25 protein-coding genes and 1 pseudogene are annotated in these 20,062 nt (G+C 72.0%); 18 read left to right on the forward strand and 8 right to left on the reverse strand.

Features of this window, described 5'->3' with window-relative positions:
• The 3 genes and pseudogenes from ACZ6X9_RS31965 to ACZ6X9_RS31975 all read right to left on the reverse strand — a co-directional run.
• Positions 1 to 441: pseudogene (locus tag ACZ6X9_RS31965) on the reverse strand (hypothetical protein); the annotation flags it as partial.
• An 848-nt stretch (positions 442 to 1,289) separates the two neighbouring features.
• Entirely contained in the window at positions 1,290 to 2,555 is a 1,266-nt protein-coding gene (locus ACZ6X9_RS31970) for a hypothetical protein (RefSeq protein WP_469781528.1), read from the reverse strand.
• The gene (locus ACZ6X9_RS31975) at positions 2,552 to 3,001 is read right to left on the reverse strand and encodes a hypothetical protein (RefSeq protein ID WP_469781529.1); all 450 of its coding nucleotides are present in this window, start codon (positions 2,999 to 3,001) and stop codon (positions 2,552 to 2,554) included. The genes ACZ6X9_RS31970 and ACZ6X9_RS31975 overlap by 4 nt, the downstream gene beginning before the upstream one ends.
• A gap of 234 nt (positions 3,002 to 3,235) precedes the next feature.
• On the opposite strand from ACZ6X9_RS31975, the gene ACZ6X9_RS31980 reads away from it, so the two are divergent.
• The 13 genes from ACZ6X9_RS31980 (at position 3,236) to ACZ6X9_RS32040 (ending at position 11,146) form a co-directional block, all read left to right on the forward strand.
• The gene (locus ACZ6X9_RS31980) at positions 3,236 to 3,682 is read left to right on the forward strand and encodes a hypothetical protein (protein ID WP_469781530.1); all 447 of its coding nucleotides are present in this window, start codon (positions 3,236 to 3,238) and stop codon (positions 3,680 to 3,682) included.
• Positions 3,679 to 4,011 carry a hypothetical protein gene (locus ACZ6X9_RS31985; protein WP_469781531.1) on the forward strand — a complete coding sequence of 111 codons (333 nt, stop codon included), beginning with the start codon at positions 3,679 to 3,681 and terminating at the stop codon, positions 4,009 to 4,011. The genes ACZ6X9_RS31980 and ACZ6X9_RS31985 overlap by 4 nt, the downstream gene beginning before the upstream one ends.
• Positions 4,002 to 5,174, forward strand: coding sequence for a hypothetical protein (locus ACZ6X9_RS31990; RefSeq protein ID WP_469781532.1), 1,173 nt, complete (start codon positions 4,002 to 4,004; stop codon positions 5,172 to 5,174). The genes ACZ6X9_RS31985 and ACZ6X9_RS31990 overlap by 10 nt, the downstream gene beginning before the upstream one ends.
• 60 nt (positions 5,175 to 5,234) lie before the next feature.
• Positions 5,235 to 5,879, forward strand: a complete 645-nt coding sequence (locus ACZ6X9_RS31995) for a hypothetical protein (protein ID WP_469781533.1) — start codon at positions 5,235 to 5,237, stop codon at positions 5,877 to 5,879.
• Positions 5,876 to 6,202, forward strand: a complete 327-nt coding sequence (locus ACZ6X9_RS32000; RefSeq protein ID WP_469781534.1) for a hypothetical protein — start codon at positions 5,876 to 5,878, stop codon at positions 6,200 to 6,202. The genes ACZ6X9_RS31995 and ACZ6X9_RS32000 overlap by 4 nt, the downstream gene beginning before the upstream one ends.
• Positions 6,199 to 7,242, forward strand: coding sequence for a hypothetical protein (locus ACZ6X9_RS32005; RefSeq protein ID WP_469781535.1), 1,044 nt, complete (start codon positions 6,199 to 6,201; stop codon positions 7,240 to 7,242). The genes ACZ6X9_RS32000 and ACZ6X9_RS32005 overlap by 4 nt, the downstream gene beginning before the upstream one ends.
• The gene (locus ACZ6X9_RS32010; protein WP_469781536.1) at positions 7,239 to 8,375 is read left to right on the forward strand and encodes a site-specific integrase; all 1,137 of its coding nucleotides are present in this window, start codon (positions 7,239 to 7,241) and stop codon (positions 8,373 to 8,375) included. Before ACZ6X9_RS32005 ends, ACZ6X9_RS32010 begins: the two co-directional genes overlap by 4 nt.
• Positions 8,372 to 8,617 carry a hypothetical protein gene (locus tag ACZ6X9_RS32015; protein WP_469781537.1) on the forward strand — a complete coding sequence of 82 codons (246 nt, stop codon included), beginning with the start codon at positions 8,372 to 8,374 and terminating at the stop codon, positions 8,615 to 8,617. The genes ACZ6X9_RS32010 and ACZ6X9_RS32015 overlap by 4 nt, the downstream gene beginning before the upstream one ends.
• A complete protein-coding gene (locus tag ACZ6X9_RS32020; RefSeq protein ID WP_469781538.1) occupies positions 8,614 to 8,835 on the forward strand; it encodes a hypothetical protein in 222 nt (73 codons plus the stop codon). Before ACZ6X9_RS32015 ends, ACZ6X9_RS32020 begins: the two co-directional genes overlap by 4 nt.
• A 431-nt stretch (positions 8,836 to 9,266) precedes the next feature.
• Positions 9,267 to 9,716, forward strand: a complete 450-nt coding sequence (locus ACZ6X9_RS32025; RefSeq protein WP_469781539.1) for a hypothetical protein — start codon at positions 9,267 to 9,269, stop codon at positions 9,714 to 9,716.
• Positions 9,713 to 10,249, forward strand: a complete 537-nt coding sequence (locus tag ACZ6X9_RS32030) for a bifunctional DNA primase/polymerase (RefSeq protein ID WP_469781540.1) — start codon at positions 9,713 to 9,715, stop codon at positions 10,247 to 10,249. Before ACZ6X9_RS32025 ends, ACZ6X9_RS32030 begins: the two co-directional genes overlap by 4 nt.
• A complete protein-coding gene (locus ACZ6X9_RS32035; RefSeq protein ID WP_469781541.1) occupies positions 10,246 to 10,713 on the forward strand; it encodes a hypothetical protein in 468 nt (155 codons plus the stop codon). The genes ACZ6X9_RS32030 and ACZ6X9_RS32035 overlap by 4 nt, the downstream gene beginning before the upstream one ends.
• Before the next feature lie 31 nt (positions 10,714 to 10,744).
• Positions 10,745 to 11,146, forward strand: coding sequence for a hypothetical protein (locus tag ACZ6X9_RS32040; protein WP_469781542.1), 402 nt, complete (start codon positions 10,745 to 10,747; stop codon positions 11,144 to 11,146).
• 18 nt (positions 11,147 to 11,164) lie between these two features.
• Here ACZ6X9_RS32040 and ACZ6X9_RS32045 read toward each other — a convergent pair whose 3' ends face one another.
• A complete protein-coding gene (locus ACZ6X9_RS32045) occupies positions 11,165 to 12,643 on the reverse strand; it encodes a competence protein CoiA (protein ID WP_469781543.1) in 1,479 nt (492 codons plus the stop codon).
• A 291-nt stretch (positions 12,644 to 12,934) separates the two neighbouring features.
• Between ACZ6X9_RS32045 and ACZ6X9_RS32050 the strand changes: the two genes are divergently transcribed.
• The 3 genes from ACZ6X9_RS32050 to ACZ6X9_RS32060 all read left to right on the forward strand — a co-directional run bounded on the left by ACZ6X9_RS32050 (position 12,935) and on the right by ACZ6X9_RS32060 (position 14,782).
• A complete protein-coding gene (locus ACZ6X9_RS32050; protein ID WP_469781544.1) occupies positions 12,935 to 13,249 on the forward strand; it encodes a hypothetical protein in 315 nt (104 codons plus the stop codon).
• A 71-nt stretch (positions 13,250 to 13,320) separates the two neighbouring features.
• Positions 13,321 to 13,743: a DUF6233 domain-containing protein gene (locus ACZ6X9_RS32055; RefSeq protein WP_469781545.1), complete on the forward strand. Its 423-nt coding sequence runs from the start codon at positions 13,321 to 13,323 to the stop codon at positions 13,741 to 13,743.
• 40 nt (positions 13,744 to 13,783) lie between these two features.
• Positions 13,784 to 14,782 (forward strand): ATP-dependent DNA ligase, encoded by a 999-nt coding sequence (locus ACZ6X9_RS32060; RefSeq protein WP_469781546.1) that lies wholly within the window; start codon positions 13,784 to 13,786, stop codon positions 14,780 to 14,782.
• Positions 14,783 to 15,219: 437 nt separating this feature from the next.
• Here ACZ6X9_RS32060 and ACZ6X9_RS32065 read toward each other — a convergent pair whose 3' ends face one another.
• Positions 15,220 to 15,396 (reverse strand): hypothetical protein, encoded by a 177-nt coding sequence (locus ACZ6X9_RS32065; RefSeq protein ID WP_469781547.1) that lies wholly within the window; start codon positions 15,394 to 15,396, stop codon positions 15,220 to 15,222.
• A gap of 179 nt (positions 15,397 to 15,575) precedes the next feature.
• Between ACZ6X9_RS32065 and ACZ6X9_RS32070 the strand changes: the two genes are divergently transcribed.
• Positions 15,576 to 15,914, forward strand: coding sequence for a hypothetical protein (locus ACZ6X9_RS32070; RefSeq protein WP_469781548.1), 339 nt, complete (start codon positions 15,576 to 15,578; stop codon positions 15,912 to 15,914).
• A gap of 22 nt (positions 15,915 to 15,936) precedes the next feature.
• Here the strand turns inward: ACZ6X9_RS32070 and ACZ6X9_RS32075 are convergent, their stop codons facing one another.
• On the reverse strand, positions 15,937 to 16,089 hold the full coding sequence (locus tag ACZ6X9_RS32075; protein ID WP_469781549.1) for a hypothetical protein: 153 nt from the start codon (positions 16,087 to 16,089) through the stop codon (positions 15,937 to 15,939).
• 289 nt (positions 16,090 to 16,378) lie between these two features.
• Between ACZ6X9_RS32075 and ACZ6X9_RS32080 the strand changes: the two genes are divergently transcribed.
• Entirely contained in the window at positions 16,379 to 16,939 is a 561-nt protein-coding gene (locus tag ACZ6X9_RS32080; protein ID WP_469781550.1) for a hypothetical protein, read from the forward strand.
• Between the two features lie 64 nt (positions 16,940 to 17,003).
• On the opposite strand, the gene ACZ6X9_RS32085 is transcribed toward ACZ6X9_RS32080, so the two are convergent.
• Complete coding sequence (locus tag ACZ6X9_RS32085) at positions 17,004 to 18,011, reverse strand: recombinase family protein (RefSeq protein ID WP_469781551.1); 1,008 nt, start codon at positions 18,009 to 18,011, stop codon at positions 17,004 to 17,006.
• Positions 18,012 to 18,284: 273 nt separating this feature from the next.
• Positions 18,285 to 19,919 (reverse strand): MFS transporter, encoded by a 1,635-nt coding sequence (locus ACZ6X9_RS32090; protein WP_469781552.1) that lies wholly within the window; start codon positions 19,917 to 19,919, stop codon positions 18,285 to 18,287.
• Between the last annotated feature and the right edge of the window lie 143 nt (positions 19,920 to 20,062).

Raw genomic sequence — 20,062 nt, forward strand, 5'->3', positions numbered from 1 at the left:
GTCGTGGCGGGTGTCCCAGCCGGTGCAGTGGGTGGTCTCCTGGCCGTTGCTGTCGTAGCGGACGGTGATGTCCCAGACGGGCCAGGTGCCGAGGGGGCGCGGGCCGCGGGTGATGGCGAGGACCTCGTAGGCGCTGGTGTCGTCGCCGTGGTCGTAGCGGCCGCCGACGACGCGGGGGCCGATCTGGGTGGCGATCCACTTCTCGTGGGTCATCTCGAACCCCTCTTCGTCCCCGAGGGACTCGGCGGACATCGTGCTGCCGCACCAGTTGCAGTGGCTGCGGGTGGAGGGGTGGACGGTGCCGCAGGCCGCACAGGTCCAGGACGGACGCTGGCAGTCGTGGCAGGCGTCGTACGAAGGCGGGTTGTCGGCCCCGCAGATGCAGCCCCAGGCCCGGCCAGCCGCCTTCGCGCCCGCGAGGTCGGTCTCGTAGGTACCCATGGATCTCCTTCTCGTACGTACGGGCCCGGGGCCCGGGGTGGTGGTCTATCTGGCCAGATAAAACGCGGCTACACGGCCCGCAGGCGGCGCGGGGAGCGGGCCGCGGGCGGGTTGCCCGGGTCGGGCCAATCGTCGGCGGAGGGGCCGTAGGAGGGGGCTTCCAGCTCGCCGGGGCGTAGTGCCGGTAGACGTCCTCCCACGGCGCCTTGAAGTACGCCGGCAGCAGGCCGCCGCGGTTCGGGATCGGCTCGGGCGCCGCCGCGTTCTGCTCGCGGACCTGCTCGGCGACGCGCTCGGCGTGGTCGACGTGCCGCTTGCAGAACCAGTGCGGGATCGTCCAGCCGGTGCGCGGGTCCAGCTCCAGCACCTTGTGGTGGGAGTCGGCACCGCAGATCTGCCGTTCGTTGCGGACGTCGACCGGCGGGACGTAGCCCGGGTCGACGTGCACGACCGGCTCGGGCAGCGGCCGCAGCGGCACCGCGGCCACATCCTCCCCGCTTGTGGCGGGTCGGCGCGGCCGGTAGACGTGCGGCCGCAGACGCGGCGCCTCGCAGCCCGGCGCCTGCCCGGGGCCCCAGTCGGCGGCCGCGCGGGGTGGCTAATAGCGGGGCGCGTCGTCGCGACCAGGGCGTCGAACCGGGGGTGGCCGGTCGCCGGACTGCGGCCCAGGGCCCGAGCGGCGGTGTTCAGCACCCGTCCGGACTCGCCCGGGGCGACGAAGAGGGCGTACGCCACGGCGAGCAGCAGCTCCTGCGCCGGTGGGGTGGCCCGGCGGTCGCGGTAGATCCGGTGCACGGTCTTGACGTACGTCTCCGCCTGGTCCAGCCGGGGCAGTTCGTCCGGCGCGCTTACTGCGGCTTCCCGTCGGCGGGCCGGGCCACGAACGGCAGCCGGGCGGTCCGCTCCGCGTCGCTGTCCTCGGGCTCCGCGTCGATGACGACGACCTCCCGGGCGGCGGGCCGGGCGGCGAAGGGCAGGCGCGCGGCGCGCTCGGCTGCGAGGTCTTCCAGCTCCTTCAGGAGCCAGTCGAGCTGGATGACCGATTCGCGTGGTACGGGCTCGTGACGGCTCAGATGGCGGGCAGCGGTATCAACCAGCCGTTGTGCTCGTGTCAGCCCGCGGTAGATCCAATGCACCCGCAAGGACAACAACTCGGCGTCGGTGAAGGGTGCGGTGAGCGCGGTGAGTAGCGAGCCGTACCGGGCAGGTCGCCCATCCTCGACATACCTGCGCAGGTGGAACACGGTGTCGCGCGAGTCGGTGTAAAACGTCTGCACGTGCTGCCCGGTCACCCGCCCGTAGGCGTAGGCGACCAGAACGGCCGCCAATTCTCCGTCGACGACTTCTGGGGATCGCGGCATGGCCGCCACGCGCACGCTGTCCTCTTGGAGGCCCTCGCGGGAAGCCAGCACGAATGCCGCTGCTGAGCCGTCGTACTTGCGGGACTGGCCCCAGTCCGTCACCCACCCCCGCTCGCCGATATCCACCGCCGCGGGCAGAGTCGAGCGGGAGACGAGGCCCGTGGCGATGGTCTGGCTTGCTTCGTCCAAGCGGAGGAAGCTTTCCGCCGGCTTGCTCGCCGATACCGCGTGGCGCAGGTCGGTCATCACCCGCCGGTACCCCACTTCGATGGTGGCGGTGGCCAGGCGGGCGAGGTGCGGGGCGACGTGCGGGCGCAGCGAAGGCGCCAGCGACTCCACGCTGCGGGCCTCGACGAGGGACCGGATCAGTTCCCCCACGCTGAGGGGGGCGACGATGAACACCTGGTCATCGGGCTCGACGGCCGCCAGGCTGATACACAGCGCGGCCACTGCGCACTCGTCGGGGCCCACGTCCGGCTCGCTGATCCGTAAGGCGCGGCGACCGCTGCCGCCCGAATGTCCCCAGTTGTTGCCGATGGCCCGGTATCGCAGGCGCAGCACTGCGACTCGCGGCGCACCGCTTGATTCCGAGCGCCACACCTTCAGCACCTGCCGGATCGTGACGCGGCGTTCTGGCACGTCAAGGTTCTGACAGCCCTGGCTGGCACAGATCTCGGAAGCGCCGGGCGTCAGGTCGACGGACGGGACGGCGGGGTCCGTGGGCTCTTGTCCCTCCTCGGTGCCGGTGCTCACGGCTGCTGGTTCTCCTCGTCGTCGCCCCACAGCCGAGTGATGGCCTCTCGGAAAATGGGGACGTCCTCGTTGGCCATCTGGTAGGCGATGGCCTTCTGCCAGGAGGGGTTGTCCGGGTCGTACACCACCTCGATCGGTGTGCTGATCCCCTCCGGCCACCAGCCCTCGCGCACCCCACGCGGAACGGCGCGGGAGAGGGCGACGGTGGGGCCGTTGAGCTTGCCCAGCGCCTGGCGGAGCGTGTCGGCGTCGGCGTAGCCGTCGTTGTCGATGACGACGATCTCGGCGAAGCGGCGGGCGCCGGCGGGGAGGGAGCGGAGGTAGCGTTCGGCGCGTTCGACGGTCCAGGCGGTGTCGATGACGGTCAGCTCGGCGCGGTGCTGGGCGGCGAGCGTGACCACCTTCTCGGCGAATTCCTCGCTCGCGCCTTCAATGGTGATCTTCACAGAGGCCTTTCGACGGAAACTTACCCGGTTCTCCGGGATCTCCATGAGGAGTCTGCCCGCCCGGACCCCTCCGCGTACAGACCCCGGAGAAACTTGGCGGAATTCCGCACGCGATCGAGTGAACCGGTGGCACGGTGCGTCTCGGCTCGGATAATGTGCCATATCCGAGGTGATAAGCCGGTCCTGACGCCACGTCGGTCCGGCCCTCCCATCCCAAGCGGAAGGCGGACCTCCGTGTCCCAGCCCCAGGAGAACGGACAGCCCCTCTTCGACCCGGCGCACTTCGTGCGCGGCGGCGTGGAGAAGACCAGCATCGAGACGCCCGCCGTCCCGGCCGCCACCCTCCGCCGGTGGCAGGACCGCGCGCACCAGCAGCTCGCCGAGTTCCTCGCCCGCGGCGTGCGGGCCGACCTGCCGCCGCTGGTGTGGACGCTCGCCGCGAACGGCGCCCTCACCGGCGAGGCCGACAGCCTCACCTACACCCCCCACCAGCAGCGCGAGGCGATCCGCCGGTGGACCGACCTCCTGCGCATCCCGCTCGACACCCGCACCACCGCGGACGGCCGCGAGGAGCTGTTCGCCGGATGGAGCAAGCCGGTGAAGGGGGAGGCCGAAGTGCGCGGCTGCTTCCGCGCCACCATCTTCCTGGACAACGAGGACACCCCGCAGGAGATGCGGTGACCGCCCCGGCCGACCAGCCCGTCGCGGCCTCGATCCCCGCCGAGCACTTCGAGCACATCGCCGCCTTCGTCCTCGCGCGCCTGAAGAGCGCGCGCATGGAGTCCGCCGGCGGCGAGAGCGGGCGGGCCCTGGACGCCGTGCAGTACCTCGTCCACGCGGCCGACGACCGCCACCTCCACGTCACCCGGGGCGACGCCGACGCGGGGCCCTGGAGCATCCTCCACGCCCCGCCGGCGCCCATACGCCGCGCGGAGTTCAGCCAGATCAGCCTGCACACCGACCACCACCCGACCCCCGCCACCGAGAGGCCGACCCCCTCATGCCGCTGAGCGTCCCCCTGCTGCTGATCCCCGGCGAACCGGACCGCCACTACACCGTCCACACCCGCCGCGCCCGCTGGGACGCGGCCAAGCTCGCCGAACGGGGCGGTCGGGCCGCCCTGGAGGAGAGCGTGCGCGCGGGCCTGCGCCACGTCTCCGAGTGCCTGGCCGCCGAGCTCGCTGACGCGGACGTCGTCGTCACCGACCACCCCGACGGCTCCGTCGATGCGGTGGCCCGCGTCCTGTGCGACGAGGAGATCTGCGCCGCCGTCGCCGGGCGTACCCGCCGCGACGCCGACGAGGACATCGAGGCCGAGGCCGCCCGCGCCTGGGCAGCCACCAAACTCCAGAACCAGACCGTAGAACTCCTGCAACTACGTGGCGAGTTGGAGTGCAGCACGCCCGGCAAGACGCCCGCGGACATACTCGCCGCCGTGCTCGCCGCCCAGCAGGAGCGCACCGGCGGTTCGCCCGACCGCGTCGTGCTGATGCTGGACGAGGCCGCCCACCTGTTTCGGGAGAACGGCCTTTTCCACGACCGGTCCCCGGAGGGGGTGCGCAGGGAGATTGACCGGCTGGTCCGGCAGAACCGTGCGCCGTACCCGGGCGCCGACACCTGGGTGACGCCCCCGACCGACGCGGTAGCCGACCTGATCGCCATCCCGGACTGGGCGGCAGGGGTAAAAGCCCACCTGGACCTGCCGAACGCCTTCCACATGCAGCCCGAGCACCTCGTGCGCGAGACCGAGACGCTGGCCCGCTCCATCGCCGCGCGCGAGACCCGCAGCCTCGGCGTGAAGCGGCTCGCCGAGCTGTGCGGCGAGATCGCGCGGCGCTGCGACGCCGAACCGTATCCCCCGTGCCCCACCGACTGCGGGCAGTGCCGGCGAGAGGACCCGGACCCCGCACACGAGCTGATGCACCTCGTCGGCTACCGGACCCGCGCGGTCCCGGCCGGCGAGGTCCGCGCCGCGCTCGCGGGCGCCACCCGGGACTGGTCGCTGCGCACCCTGCCCGGCACCCTGCCGCAGGACGACGTGGACCTGGTCTTGGTGTACCGCGAACCCACCCCCGGCCTCGCCCTGCTGGAGCACCTGCGCACCGGGAACGACGCGGCCGTTCCGGGCGACATCACCGTCTTGCTGCGGTGGCTCACCGCGGACGGGAAGTGATGGCGTCATGATGCTCGCCCCCGTCACCCTCCCCGCCGGCGCCGCGACGGAGGACTCCTGATGAGCAGCTCCGCCGCCCTCGCCGCCCATCTGGGCTGGGCACCGTTCCGTCATCGGCAGGACTGTGCCAAGCCGGTGTGGGAGGTCGACCAGCAGAGCGAATCCGACACCCGACGCCCTCGCCGGGACGGCCCCGAGCACGCGTGCCCCAACGAGGACTGCGGCCACGGCGCCCACTACGACAAGGTCACCGTGCGGGTGCTGTGCCGCTCCTGCGGCGCGGTGCACCTGATCAGCGGTGAGGAGCACACCAGCCGGACGACCACCACGGCACGCACCGGCTACGGACAGCCGCCCAAGAAGGTGGGCGGCTTGTGGCTCTACCCCGGCCCGCCGCTGCTCGACCTACGGGACTACACCACGCCCGGCGCCTACCTCTGCTCCCGCGAGAAGGCCGACCGGCTGTCGGAGGACGACATCGTCGGCGTCGTCAGCGAGGGCCGGGGCAAGCGCGGCGGGACGGTCTGGCACGCGGCCATCGGGCCCGACTTCCACCCGCCCGCCCGTGGCCTCTCGGGCTACGCGACGTGGGCGAAGAACAGCGGCGAGAAGCCGTTCAGCACCGTCACCGCGGCGGCGAAGTGGGTGGCGGCGGAGCTGGAGGCGGCCGCCGCGACCGAGAGGAAGGAGGACCAGGACCGATGAGCACCGCCGAGCAGATCGACGGCACGGCCGTCGTCACTACGTACTTCGAGGACCGGATCGCCGAGGCGCAGAAGGAGGCCGAGCGGGACGCGTTCGTCCGGGACGGCTCCCTACACCCGGCCGCGTACAACGCCGAGACCGGTCAGCCGGAGTGGGAGCTGTGCCAGTGGGCGCAGGGTCGCATCGCCGACGTCGCCTTCACGGACATGACCGCCACGGGCACCACCGTCTACAACCGGCTGCGGGCCGAGGAGAAGGCGGCCCACGCGTGGCTGCGCGAGCACGGCCGCATCGTTCCCGAGCCGTTCGAGGGGAAGGCATGACCGAGGCACACGTCGGCGCGGACGTGACGTTCATGGCCGCCGAGACCCACCGCCCCGACGACGTTCCGGCCGGCACGCCGCTCACCTCCCTCGTGGAGAAGCGGGCCGCGGCTGGCCAGCGGCTGCTGAACAACCGGCTTCCCGACGACTTCCCGCACCCGGTCGACCGAGGCGACGTCGGGGACGCCCTGACGCAGCTCGCGCTGGGCGAGGTGATCCGCCGGACCATCAGTGGCCAGCGCGGCAGCGCGATCCGGGAGGCGCTGCTGCTCGGCGCGGACTGGAACCAGGTGGCGGCCGCGCTCGACACCACCGTCCTGGCGGCGGCGGACGAGCTGCGGGTGTGGGCCGAGGGGCAGCGCACCCTCTACCACCGCTTCCGGGCGGAGCACCCGCAGACGCAGATCGGGCTGGACGACGAGGCGCACGCCGCAATGATGGGCGCGGTCGACGCCGCCATGGGGCAAGCCGCCGCCGATGCCCGCGACACCTCCACGGAGCAGGCGCCCCGGCTGAGGGCGGCGGTCGCCGCGGCGCCGATGGTCGACACCGTGGGCGAGCTGCGCGCCCTGCTGGAACAGCTCCCCGGCGACATGCCGCTTTCCCTGGACGACCACCACCGGGCCCTGCCCGACGAGCCGAACCAGGTGCACACCGTGCACCCGAGCCTGGTGGCCACGGTCTCCGGGCTCGGCACCGAAGCCGAGAGCAAGCAGCCCGGACTGATGCTCACCCAGGTGTACGTGCCCTTCCCCGCCGAGCCGGAGGAACAGGCCGCCGTCGCCACCCGCGACGACCTGCCCGCCTACGGCGAACTCGCCCGCGCCGCGTACTACCTGGAGCGCGGGGAGCTTCGGGCGGGGCTGAAGGACGTCACCGAGGTGCTGGAGGAGCTGGCCCACCTGGTGGGCGAGGTCGCGGCGGACTTCACGAAGCACGACGAGGACGGCTCGACTCTCAGGGTCGAGGCGAAGCGGATCACCCATGCCTCCGAGCGGATCGGCAAGCTCGCCGACGAGGTGGAGGAGATCACTGAGTGACGATCACCAGGGAGGAGTACGGGGCCGCGCTGGAGCCGGTGGAGGTGGTCGACGCCGAACTGGTGGACGCCGATGCCCCCGGCGCCGGCGAGGTCGCCGTGCACGACCCGGTGGCCGCCGTGCTCGCCGCGCTGGACACGAAGGCCGCCGAGGACCTGCACGACTCCCGGCCCCGCAAGACGAAGACCGGGTACGCACGGGACTGGGCACTGTGGCGCGAGTTCCACGAGTGGCTCGGAGAACAGACCGGCACCCGCCTGCCGCTCAGCAAAATCACGGTCGGCACCTACGTCGCCTTCGTGAAGTGGCTGGACGAGGTCAAGGAAGCCGCTCCCAACTCGATCGAGCGCCGGGTGACCGGGGTGGCCTCCGAGGCCCGACGGCACGGCTACGACGTGCCCAAGGCCGCCCGGGCGGCCGCCACCCAGGCGCTCAAGCCGCTCAAGCTGGACAAGGAGCGGCAGAAGCGCGGCCGCGGGAAGGCCGCCGCGATCACCCCGGCCGACCTGCGGAAGATGAACACCGCCCCGCGCGAACGCGCTCCGCAGCCGGACGCCCGGCGCCGCCGGGTGCACGTCGTGCCGGAGCTGGCCCGGCTTCGAGACCGGTCACTGCACACCATGCGGTTCGCCGTCGCGGGCCGCAACGAGGAGATGAGCGAGCTGGACGACACCGGCATCCGGCTCGTGGCCGAGGGCCTGGAGGTCCACGTCCCCAGCGTGAAGGGCCGCCCCGAGCGCGACGTCGTCGTCTCCTACGGCGAGAACATCGACACCTGCGCCGTGCGCTGCTGGATCGCTTGGCAGGAGGCCAAACTCGCCGCCGGCGCGGCTCCCGACGGGCCCGCGTACCTGCCCGTCGACCAGTGGGGCAACCTCGGCACCGAGCGACTGTCGCCGGACGGCTGCGGCCGGGCGATGTCGCGTTCCGCGCAGTACGCGGGCATGACCGGGCGCCGGATCACCGGGCACTCCGGCCGCCGAGGACTCGTCACCACCGGCCGCCGTAAGGGCAAGCGACCCGAGAAGCTGCGCACCCAGGGCGGCTGGTCGAAGAACTCGCCGGTGTTCTGGGAGTACGTGGACGAGGGCGAGAAGTGGGAAGACAACGCGACCGAGGGGATCGGCCTGTGAACCGGCAGCAGCGGAACCGGGGCGGCACGGTGTATGAGGGCCTGCCGCCGGTGACGGCCGTGCCGACCGGCCTGCCGACGACCGACGGCTTGCTCGCCGCGCTGATCCTGGTCGTGGAGCCGGGCGTGGACCAGCAGGAGGTGAACGACTTCGTCACCCGCTACGGCCTGGTCCCCGGGGCAAGACCGCCCGGGCCGCCGACTCGCAGGCCCGGTGGACCTTGGAGACAGACGGCCGGGTGACGGTCCATCCGCTGTGCGACGAGAGCGCCGCCCGCATCGTTTTCCCCTCGGACCCCCGCATCCACCTGTGGGCGACCATGGCGCGGTCGGATGGCGGCAGCGTGTCCCTGATCGTGGCCCCCGCCCTACCCGACACCGACCTGACGACCATCGGCCGTCACCTCGGGCCGTACGGCGGACCGTACTGGCACATAAGCGTCGGCTGCATCCCCGCCTGACGCCCGCTCATGCGTACGGCGGTGGCCCTGAGGACTCCTCGGGGCCACGGCGTCGGCACCCGCGACCCGCTCAAGGCGGTGCCGCTGTACTGGCCTGTAGAACGCTCGATCGACGTGGCCGCTCGCTCTCCGGTGGTCACCGCCCGGCCGTCAACCGGGCAGTGACCACCGCATACCGGCGGCGAAGAGGCCGCCGAGCTGCACCTTGACGACAGGAGCATGCGATCGACGGCGGCGATGACCGTTCGCTACAGTTGGGTCTGCGGTCGTTGGACCGTGGGCCCGGCTCGTGGCCCGGTGCGTTCGGCCCAGACCGGACGCGCACCCCGAAGGTGCTCCGCGCCGAGCCGCCTTCGTTTTGCCTTCGCTGGTCTCGCTCTTGAGCGGCCGGTGAGTCTGGGATCACCGCAAGCCGCGGAGAAGAGCTTGAGATGCCGAAGGACCACGCGCGCAAGAAGGCCCTCGCTGCCCTCAAGGACGAGTTGGGCATCAAGCACGCCGACGCCATCGCGCTCCTGGACCACCCCGACCCCGACGAGCGGGAGATGCTGGAGCAGTACCTGGCGGAGTACATCGACATCAACACCTACCGCGAGGCGGTCGACTACCTGCGCCAGGAGCAGGCCGACCCGCGCAACCAGGTCATGTGCGAGCGGTGCGGGTGGACGTTCGGGATGGTATGCCCCGAGTGCTCCGAAGGGTGCGGCTGCTCGATCGGGTGCACGGGCTGGCGGCACGGCGAGTACCAGGAGGACGACTACGACCCGGACGCCGGCGCGGACTGCTTCGACTGCGGGGCCGGGTCCTCCAGCCCGTACGAGGAGTGCACCTGCTACGAGGACGACGACGAGGACCAGGAGCACCAGGCGGTCCCGGCGTGACGACCGCTGCCGCTGTCGGTCTCGCCGCCCGCGGCCTGGCCGTCTTCCCCCTCCCACCCGGCGGCCGGCGCCCCACCGGGCCCTGGCACACGCGGTGCCTCACCGACCCTCAGCACGTCCGGGAGCTCTGGCGCGACGGCGACAACATCGGCGTCGGCTGCCGGGCCTCCGGCGTCGTCGGCCTGGACCTCGATATCGAGGACGACGGCCCGGCCGTGCTCGCCGCGCTCGCCGCCCGCCTCGGCCGGCCGTGGCCCACCACGCTGACCGTCGCCACCCCGAGCGGCGGCCGGCACTTGTACTTCGCCGCGCCGCACGGCTGCACCATCGGCAGCTTCTCCGGCGCCCGCAGCCCCCTCGGGCCCGGAATCGACGTACGCGGCCCCGGCCTGCGCACCGGCGGCTACCTCATCGGGCCCGGCTCCGTCGTCGGCGGCATCCCCTACACGATCGCCCGCGACGAGCCCGTACGCCCCCTCCCTCGCTGGATCGCCGACCGGCTCCAGCACCACCCAGGAAGGACCAGCACGTGAACGCCTTCGACATGATGGCCGCCAACGGGCACCCGCTCGGCATCGGGATGCAGATCCCCGACGTCCTCCTCACCCTCCAGGACGTCCTGGAGCAGTACCGCGGGGACACCGAGCGGGCCGCCGGCAACAAGGACGCGCTGCGCACGTGGAGCGAGGCCGCCCCGGAGACGCGCTCCGCCCTCCTGCTCAGCACTGCCTGGGCCGCCCGCGCGGGCCGGCTCGACGCGGGTGAGGACACCGCCGGCCTGTACGCGGCCGACCTCCACGAGTACGCCCGGACTTTCGAGGGCGACGCCGAGGCCTTCCACGGCCCCCGCTTCCCCGCGATGCCCCTGCCCGCCCAGGCCGGGGCGCTCGCCTCCTCCCTCGGCTTCGACCGCGACGACGCCGAGACCTCGCTGAAGACCCTGTTCCTGCTGCTCGGCGTGGTCCGCGCGCTTCCCGCTCCGCCGCAGCCGCACTAGGAGGTGCCCGTGGCTTCCGAACCCGTCGAGCTTGGTACCAGAGAGGACGCGCACCAGGAGGTCGAGCTCGGCGACGGCCGTACGCTACTGGGCCGAGAAGGTCCAGCCGGACGGCATCAGCAGCACAGGCGTCCAGGCGTACGCCGAAGACCGCGTGAAGGCGTACATCAAGCAGGCCGCCCAGGAAGCCGAAGCCAACCACCCCGGCCTGCTCGCGGAGGTCGAGGAGGAGCTGTTCTCCCGCTACAGCAAGGCCGACCTGAAGACCGAGGCCGGCGCCAAGGCCGCGCTCGCCGCGTTCGAGTTCGACGGCTTCCGTTTCGACACCGCCGGCTGGGAGTTCACCGAGTACGACTACTGGTTCCTCTACACCTGCCAGGCCCTGGCCTGGACTGTGGCCCAGTACGATGCCCGCGTCCCGGTCGCCGCCTGACCCTGCCGTTCGGCAGGGTCAGGCCGTGCAGCGGCGCCACGGCTTGTCGTACGAGCCGCCGCAGGCACGGCAGGAGGCGGCGTAGACGGCGCTGGCGGGCGTCATCTGCTCCGAGGGCTCCGCCGGATACGGCTGGCCCATGATGATGGCGGTCAGCTCCGGCTGTGCGCAGGAGCACGGGCCGCCCGCATGTCCGGGGCGGCCCCTGCGCGGCGTGGGCACCGCGGCCGCGCCCGCCGCACCCACGATCTGTGCCGAGAGGTGTTCCATCCGCCAGCCGTCGATGGGCACCTTGCGGCGGCGACGGGCACGAGTGTTTCGGTCGAAACGCCGCTGCTCGGCGTCCGTCTCGAACAGCAGCAGCATCCCCGCCAGCAGCAGGAACGCCTCCCCGTTCACCATCCCGGACACCGGAGACAGAACGGCAACCGGGGTGCCGTCCGGGCCGATCAGAGGCGTCCCGCCGCCCCAGCGCCACTCGGCGGTGCTCATCCCGACTGTTACGTTGATGTGGTGCTCGCGGGCCAGGTAATCAACGGCTTCCCGCACACCCGGCCGGCGCATGAGCTTGTCGCGCCACCGGGCCCCGGCGGGCCCGAGGTTCGCCCGGCGCGCTTCCGCCTCGGCGGCGGTGGCCCGCTCCAGCGCGGCCCGGCGGGAGGCGGCGTTCCTCCGGTCGATCCCGGCCCGCTTGACCGCTGCCTTCTCCTTCAGCCGCGCCCGGCGCTCCTCCAGTTCACGCTGCCGCTTCTCCTCCTCGGCCAGGTAGGCGTCCTCGGCCGCCGCGTACTGCGGCGCCGTCCACACCTGCGCGAGCTGACGCTGCGGGTAGAACAGATGGCGGCGCGGAGCGTGCGGGGCGACCTTGCCGGCGAACACCCAGCGCAGGAAGTCGGCCACCGGCGCCTGTGGTGCCGCGACCCACCCGCCCTGGGCGAACTTCACCAGGCCCTCGGCGATGATCAGGCCGCCGCCGGTGGCGGTCAGCCGCAGGGACGGGACGCTGCCCAGCCAGGGCGGGCGGGCCCGGTCGCTGAACCAGCAGCAGGTCACGCCGTGCTCGCGCATCCGCTCAGTGCGGGCGGTGATGTCCGCGGCGGTGATCGGGGAGAGCTGGGCTTCCAGCGCCATCCGCCACTGCCCGGCCGGGTCACTGGCCAGCACGTCGGCCCGCCAGGAGCCGTCCGGCGCCCTCACCTCCAGCTCGGCGTCGGCGCCCGCGTCCCGGGCCGCGCTGGCGAGTTCGAGCTTGAGGAGGTGGTGGGCCTCGGACTCGCCCTGGCGGGCGATCTCGCAGTCCGGGGCGTGCGGAGCGTGGGCGAAGAACCGAAGGCCCCGCTCGGAGACCTTGGCGTACATCGGGTGCCGGCACTCCGCGCACGCGATCGGTGCGGGCGGCCGGATCTTCCAGACCGCCTCCCACGCCTGCCCGCACCCGAGATCCGGCAGGTGCGAGAACACGGTGCCCCACTCGGCGTGCACAGCCCGGAACGCCATCCGCCCCCCTCTGAACGACTTCTCGCTCAGAGTGTTGCGGCGGCCACTGACAGTCGATACCGCCGAATTCAGATGGACGGCCGGAAGTCGATCACCCACTCCCCGCGACGGCCGTGTGACGGCTACGCGATCCGGTGGCCCACCCCGCCGACGGGGCCAGACGGCCACCGAGGAACCTCCAGCTCAGGACCATGATCAATCTCAGCGCTACATCCTGTACCGCAACTACTCAGACCCGCACTCGACGGTCATTCGCACGCACATGCGAATTCGGGAGTAGAATCGCCGATTATGCGCGATTTCGACTTCCCCGCTCAACTCCTGGACGACCAGCGGGCGCTCGACCAGGCACGGGAGGAGCTCTCCGCGCTTGTGGCACGACTGCCATGGTCGGTCGAGCCCATGCAGAGCTGGAGCAGCGCGCGACCGGACAGCCCGGGGTGGACGCCCGAGGAGCTCCAGGCCGTCACCGCCCTGCGCGAGCGCGTCCTGGAGTTGAGCATCGCCGTGTCCACCCACCCGTACTGGACGACCGTCACCGAGGGTGTGGTCGAGGCCCGGATGGCCCTCAAGAGCGCGCACAAGAACACGGCGGAGGCGGCGTAGTGGACGCTGCTGCCTACGGCCCCCCGGGACCAGCGCCCCGGGTCTGGGTGGAGCTCCCCGGGGAGGTTGGCGTGCTCGCCGAGCTCCTCGCCCGAATCCGCCAGCGCTCGGGCGAGTGGTGGGTCGAGGTCCGCCTCGATCTGTGGGCGCAGGCCCAGCGCTCCGATGGCACCCCCACCGTCGAGCCCTCGCCGGTGATCTTCCGTGTGCCGGCCCGGCTGGTCACCCCGATCGAGGGCACCGACTACACGGCCGTGCCCACCCACCGCCCCGGCCCGGCCGGAGACGACCCGGCCGACGAGGCAGCGCCCCAGTGGAGCTTCCAGGAGCTGCCGACCGCTGTCGGCCGGCCCAAGCTCCGCGTCGTCCACCACGAGACCTGCTTCCTCGCCGACGCCGAACCCCACCTCACCCTCGATGAGACCCGCCGCGCCCTGGCCGAGGGCGCCGAGCCCTGCACCGTCTGCGGCGTACGGGAGAAGATCCGCGGCTGAGACAGCGTGCCCGACGTCCCGGCCGCTCGTTGGTCCGGTCGTGCGCCTCCCGGAGCCGATGCTCGCCGCCTCGCTGGACCGTCTACCCGACGACCTGACGGGCACCCAGGTGGAGGCCAAGTGGGACGGCGTCCGAGCGATCCTCGCGCGGGCGGGCGACGGGATCGTGCAGATGGCCTCCCGCCGCGGTACCGCCCTGGAGACGGCGTTCCCGGACGTCATGGCAGCGGCCGAACGCGACCTGCCGCCAGGGACGATGGTCGACGGCGAGCTCGTGATCCTCTCCGAAGGCCGGCTGGCCTTCGAGGCCCTTCAGCAGCGCCTGCGCAGCCGCCGCACCGCCCAACGCCAGGCCGACACGCTGCCGGCCCACATGGTGCTCTTCGACCTGCTGCACACCCCCGCCGACGGCGACATCATGGCCTGGCCCTACCACCGGCGCCGCGCCGCCCTCGAACGCCTCTTTGTCGACCGCGCGCTGGGCCCGCCGTGGACGCTCTGCCCGGCCACCGACGATCGATCGACCATGGAGGAATGGCTGAGCCCGGCCTGGGGTGCCGTCGGGATCGACGGAGTCCTGCTGAAGCCCAGGACGTCGCCGTACACGCCGGGGCGTCGCGGCGGGTGGCGCAAGATCCGCTCCCGCCAGACCACAGAGGCCATCGTCGGTGCCGCTTCCCCCTCCCGGACGGCGCCGCGGTCCGTGCTGCTGGGGCGCCTCGATGACCACGGGCGGCTGCGCTACGTCGGCCGGACCACGCCGCTGCCCGCCACGGCGGCCGCGCTCCTGGCCGACATGCTGACCCCCGCCGGTGCTGACCACCCGTGGTCAGGGCGCCGCTTCAGCTCCTCGTGGACAACCGCCGAGGCTCTGACCGTCGACCTCGTCGTCCCCGAGCTGGTGGCCGAGATCGCGGTCGACGCCGCCGTGGATGCCGGGCGCTTCCGCCACCTGACCCGCTGGGTGCGCGTCCGCCCGGACATGACCGCCGCTGATGTCCCTCCGTTCGGCGAGGGCGACCGGCCCGCAGACGGCTGACATACCCCGCCCGCCCCGGAAAACGAGCCCGCCGACGGCATGCCGCCGAGCGGTTCGTGAAGCCGTGACGCCGGGCCCAGGAGCATCGCGGGTCCACGAACCCCCTACCGGCCGCTGAGCTGCGCTGACCACCGGGGCTCTGCCGGTCCTGAACCTCCCCGACGTGCGGGGCGACGACGACGGCTGGTACTACAGCCGCCCCACACGTTGAGGAAAGCGCCGAGGACACCGGGCTTCGCCGGGCTAACCGGCACGCTCGCCGGCCGGTTACGCGGACGCACCCGAACGGCCCCTGGTCCGCGTCCACAGTCGTCGACATCGCCGGCACGCTCCTGCGCCCGCCCGAATCGATCCCGGCCCGACGCAGGGCAGAAGATCGCGGGCAACGAAGGGGCATGACCCAGATACGCCAGGAACCCGCCACGGAATGATCTTGGTTACCGTCCGAGGGCGCTGACGCGGTTCTCGTACTCGCGTCGGACCTTGCGCTGGGCGGGGACCACCGGGGCGCCCTGGCTGCCGTCGAGGGGCTGGCAGCGGGCGAGGAGCTGGCGGTGCACGGCGGGGACGGCGGTGACGCGCAGGGTGTAGCCCTGGCCGCGCCGTACGGTCACCCCCTGGTGTGCGACATCCCGCGAGTTCCTCTGAGCCCCGCTGAGCCCCTGGCCCCGTGGCCAGGGGGTTCTTCCTCCTTCGTGTGCTCTGCTGGCTTGTGACGTAACTTCGGGATTCCTGAAGCGTTCTCATCTCGCCCGACCGATCCGCAGTCGGGCTGAAGGTGAGGAGGCTCGGATTGGCGGCGCTGGCAGTCGTACGGGACCTGCGTGAGCACTGGGCGCCCGCGTCGGCGGAGGAGCTGGAGCGGTTCGAGACCGACGTGCTGTCCGGGTTCGTCCTCGCGCGGGCCTCGGCGGGCCTGGCGGACGGCACCATCCGCGGCGACGTCGGGCACCTGGACCAGATTCGTACGTGGTTCGGCCGGCCGCTGTGGGACATGGAGCCTGCTGATGCCGACGCGTACTTCGGGAAGGTGCTGCGGAACTCGCCGAGCGGGACCCGGCTGGCCCGGTCGCAGGCGCTGACGACGTACTTCATGGGGTACCGCCGAGGTGAAGGCGGAAGCCGCCAGTAGTTGATCTTGGATTCGGCGGCGTTCAGGGCCGGGCGGGCTCGGCTGTGGCTGCCGGGCGTGGGGCGGGGACTTCACCGGTCTGGAGGGCGCCGAAGTCGGCGTGGGCGGCCTCGATGGCTTCGGAGTGCGCCTCGCGCTTGGTGTGGTCGGCGAGCGCCCGGTAGATGCTGGCCACCGAGGGGTTGTGTCCCTTGCGCTTGCCCGTAGGGATGAACAGGTCGGGCTTGATCTGCTCGACGGACTCGGGGTGCCGCTTACGAACGGCGAACGAGGTGCCAAGTAACCCGCCAGTAGCCTTCGGTTCGAAGGCGCTGGGTGCGGCGTGGTCGTTGTTGGAGGCGTGGCGGTCGTCCCCGCCCTCGACCGCTACGGCCGCTCCCTCCAGACACCTCAGGCGAGTAACTCGTCAAGTTGGGGGCCTCGGATCACTGTGTAGCCTGTCGATCTGTTCGAACAGGATGAGAGTGGACGTGGAGACGCTGGTGGAAGCGGCTGTCGCGGAGGCGCTTCGTGACGGGCACGACGAAGCGGTCCGGCTGTTTGTCGCTGCCTGTGCCGAACGCATGGCGCCGCTCTTCGTGGGCGTCCGGGCGGGCGTGCCGGGCCGGGAAGCCGACCTCGACTTCTATGTGGAGTCCGTTCGCGATCTCTGGTACGCCGACCGGCCACTCGCTCACGCCGCCGAGCGCGTGCGCCTGCTGGAACGGTTCCCAGAGCTTCAGCCGAACGAGGAGGGGATCACCGATGTTGCCGACACCTACGCGTTCTTCGCTGTCCTCTGCCTGAGGTACGCCCTGCTGGCCCACGACTCGGGCAACGCTGATGACGCGGAGTCCTGCGGCCATGCGGTGCTTACCGCGATGGGGATGCTGGACCGGAATGTGGCGGGTGCCAGCCTCCTTGCCGACGAGCAACGGCTCCAGTCCCTCTCGCTGAGCGATGACATCTCAGGTCTGTGGGACGCGAGCGTCACGGCAGGGAGAGAGAGGCTCCGTGCCGTGCTGGGCCGCCTGCCCCGCAGGTAGGCACGCTCCTGATGGGGGATCGCCGAGGTAAACGCAAAAGGGGCCACAGGATGATCTTGAAGCCCTACCGGACGGGCTCCGGCTGGTCCGCCGGGCGCGGGCCGGGGAGGTCCTCGGCCTTCAGGGCGGCGAAGTCGGCGTGGGCCTGTTCGACGGCTTCGGGGTACGCCTCGCGCTTGGCGTGCTCGGCGAGCGCCCGGTAGATGCTCGCGACGGAGGGGCTGTGCCCCTTGCGTTTGCCGGTGGGGATGATCAGGTCGGGCTGGATCTGCTCGACGGACTCGCCGCCCGCGCGGCGCCGCAGGACGGTGTGGAGCATGTCGTCGGTGATGACCGGGGGCCGACCGCCGTGCTTGCCCTTGCGGGCCGCGGTGTCGAGCCCCTCCAGGGTGGACTCGCGGATGTTCTCCCGTTCGGTCTCCGCCATCGCGGCGAAGAACGCGAACAGCAGCTTCCCCGGCCCCGTGGGGTCGTAGAGCCCGGGCAGGGGGCCGGCGAGCATCTCCAGGATCAGGCCGTGGGCGGTGAGGTGGTCGGCGAGCGCGGTGAGCTCGGCGGCGTCGCGGCCGAGCCGCTTCATCTCGTAGACCGTGAAGATCACCCGGCAGTGCGGGGCGTGTGCCTTGACCTCCCGCGCCGTCCGCAGCGCCTCCTCGAAGGCGGGCCGGACCCGCACCCGGGTGCTGATCTTCTCGCTGAAGATCTTGTCCCTCGGGATGCCGTGCCCCGCGAGCGCGTCGAGCTGGGAGTCGAGTTCCTGCCCGAGCGTCGAGCAGCGCGCATAACCGATGCGGATGTCCGCGCTCGGCAGGTCCGCATCGATCGGCGCCGGAGGCGGGGTGCCCGGCCGCCAGGGCCGGCCCGGCCCGCGGTCGGCGGGGGTCGGCACGCGCAGTGCCTTCTTCAGTCGGGGCACCGTCGTGAAGCGGCGGGTGTGGTAGGCGGAGGCGACCGCGCCGCCGCGCGAGCGGCAGGGCGAGCCGGGCTGGGCGTCGCACGTCGGGCAGGCGTGCTGTTCGACGTCGTCGGCCTCCGACCGGCCGGCCGGGGAGGACTGCTGAGGTTCCGTCACGGCCCGGATTTTCGCACAATGCAAGTCTCAGAAGGGGATCCGTCCCGCTTTTGAGTGAGAACGGGTTGTGAGAGTGGATCCGGGGTCGGCGGGCGCCCGCCGACCCCGGATTGATCTTGCTCGGGCAAAGGATCGTTTGTGAGAACACGGCGGCGTGGTCCGGTCTGTGGTGCACGGGGTCGCCGTATCTCCGCCGAGGCCGCCAAGCGGCCTGACGGGTCACGGCGACCGCCGGCCCGTCGGGCCATGTGTCATGGCTGATGCGGGAGTGTGTCAGGAGCTGCGGGCGGGTTCGTTGTGGGTGGCCTGGGGTTGGGGCTTGTGGCTGGTTCGGTCGCGGGGGATGAGGAGGGTCGCGATGAGGCCGAGGGCGACGAAGCCGGCGGCCAGGTAGGCGCTGATGGTGACGGCGTGGCTCATCGCGGACTGGGCGGCGTTGGCGACGGGGGCGGTTGGCTGGTGGTGGGTGAAGGGGGTGATGACGGCGCCGGCGCTGTCGGTGACCGCGGTGGTGAACCGGTCGGCGGTGGTGCGGGGCATGCCGGAGGCGGTGAGCTTGTCGCGCAGGCTGGTGCCCAGGGTGGTGAAGAAGACCGTGGTCAGGACGGCGATGCCGAGGGCGGAGCCGAGCTGGCGGAAGGTGCTCTGCACCCCTGAGCCCTGTCCGGCGCGGTGGGCGGGTACGTCGGCGAGGACGACGTTGGTGACCTGGGCGGTGGCGAAGCCGACGCCGATGCCGTAGCCGAACAGCGGGAAGATGATCGCCCACCAGGGGGTGTCGGTGGCGGCGGTCAGTGCGAGGACGGCCAGTCCGACGCCTTCGAGGGCCAGGCCGATGCGGAGCATGGCCAGCGGGGTGGTGCGGGTCATCAGCCCGTAGCTGGCGCCGCTGGCGACGAAGCTGCCGACCGCGACGGCCAGCACGGTCAGGCCGGTCTGGACGGGGCTGTAGCCGAGAGTGAACTGCAGCCACAGCGGCAGCACGGCCATCAGGCCGAACTCGCCGAGCGCGATGATCGCGGTGGCCAGGTTGCCGTTGCGGAAGGACGCCAGGGAGAACAGTTTGATGTCCACCAAAGCGCGCTCCGGCGCGCTGCTGTGGGCCTGGCGCACCTGCCGCCAGGCGAACGCGGCCAGCGCCGCGGCGGCGACGACGAGCGCGACGAGGACGGGGGAGGGTCCGCCGTCCCAGACAGCGCCGAGCAGGTGGAACGGTGCGACGGTGGTGATCCAGCCGTAGGTGCGGCCTTCGACGAGGCCGAAGGCGAGCAGGCCCAGGCCCAACACCGACAGCACCGCACCGGGCAGGTCGACGCGCCCGTGGCGGCGCGGGGAGGGCGCCAGGAACGCCCAGGCGCCGGCGCACACCAGCAGGGTCAGCGGGATGTTGATGCCGAACGCCCACCGCCAGGAGGTGTGCTCGGCCAGCCAACTGCCCAGCAGCGGGCCGACGGCCGCGCCCGCGCCGATGGTCGAGCCCCAGATGGTGAACGCCTGGTCGCGTTCCTTGCCCGTGAAGGTGTGGTTGAGCAAGGACAGCGAGGTGGGCAGGATCATCGCCGCGGACGCGCCCTGCAAGAACCGGGCGGCCACCAGCACCTCGCCGCTGCCGGCCAGCCCCGCCAGCAGACTGGTCGCACCGAAGCACGCCACGCCGAGGACGAAGATCCGCCGGGCCCCGACGATGTCGGCGATACGCCCGGCCACCAGCAGCAACGCGGCGAACAATATCGCGTACGACTCCTGGATCCACTGCCCCTGGACCGACGTGACGTCCAGGTCCTTGATGACCGAGGGCAGGATCACGTTCACGATCGTGGTGTCCACCACGATCATCGCCACGCCCAACGAGATGGCCAGCAGCCCCAGCCACCGGCGGGCGGCCGAGGGGGCCTGTGACGCCGCCATGGCGGCACCTCCCATGAGTTACGGACCCCCGGGGGTCCTGCGGACATCACCGCACAGTGCTTTCACGGTGAAACAAACTCTGGCCACGGTAAGGTTGTTTCACCGTGAAAGCAAATGGCGTCCTGGGCAGACCCGGGACGCAG

Source organism: Streptomyces sp. NPDC052910 (assembly GCF_055585605.1).

Coding starts and splice junctions, on each gene's coding strand:
- ACZ6X9_RS32005 (WP_469781535.1), top strand. CDS start 6,199: ATGACCGAGGCACACGTCGGCGCGGACGTGACGTTCATGGCCGCCGAG.
- ACZ6X9_RS32050 (WP_469781544.1), top strand. CDS start 12,935: ATGCGCGATTTCGACTTCCCCGCTCAACTCCTGGACGACCAGCGGGCG.
- ACZ6X9_RS32090 (WP_469781552.1), bottom strand. CDS start 19,919: ATGGCGGCGTCACAGGCCCCCTCGGCCGCCCGCCGGTGGCTGGGGCTG.
- ACZ6X9_RS32025 (WP_469781539.1), top strand. CDS start 9,267: ATGCCGAAGGACCACGCGCGCAAGAAGGCCCTCGCTGCCCTCAAGGAC.
- ACZ6X9_RS32045 (WP_469781543.1), bottom strand. CDS start 12,643: ATGGCGTTCCGGGCTGTGCACGCCGAGTGGGGCACCGTGTTCTCGCAC.
- ACZ6X9_RS32000 (WP_469781534.1), top strand. CDS start 5,876: ATGAGCACCGCCGAGCAGATCGACGGCACGGCCGTCGTCACTACGTAC.
- ACZ6X9_RS31990 (WP_469781532.1), top strand. CDS start 4,002: ATGCCGCTGAGCGTCCCCCTGCTGCTGATCCCCGGCGAACCGGACCGC.
- ACZ6X9_RS31995 (WP_469781533.1), top strand. CDS start 5,235: ATGAGCAGCTCCGCCGCCCTCGCCGCCCATCTGGGCTGGGCACCGTTC.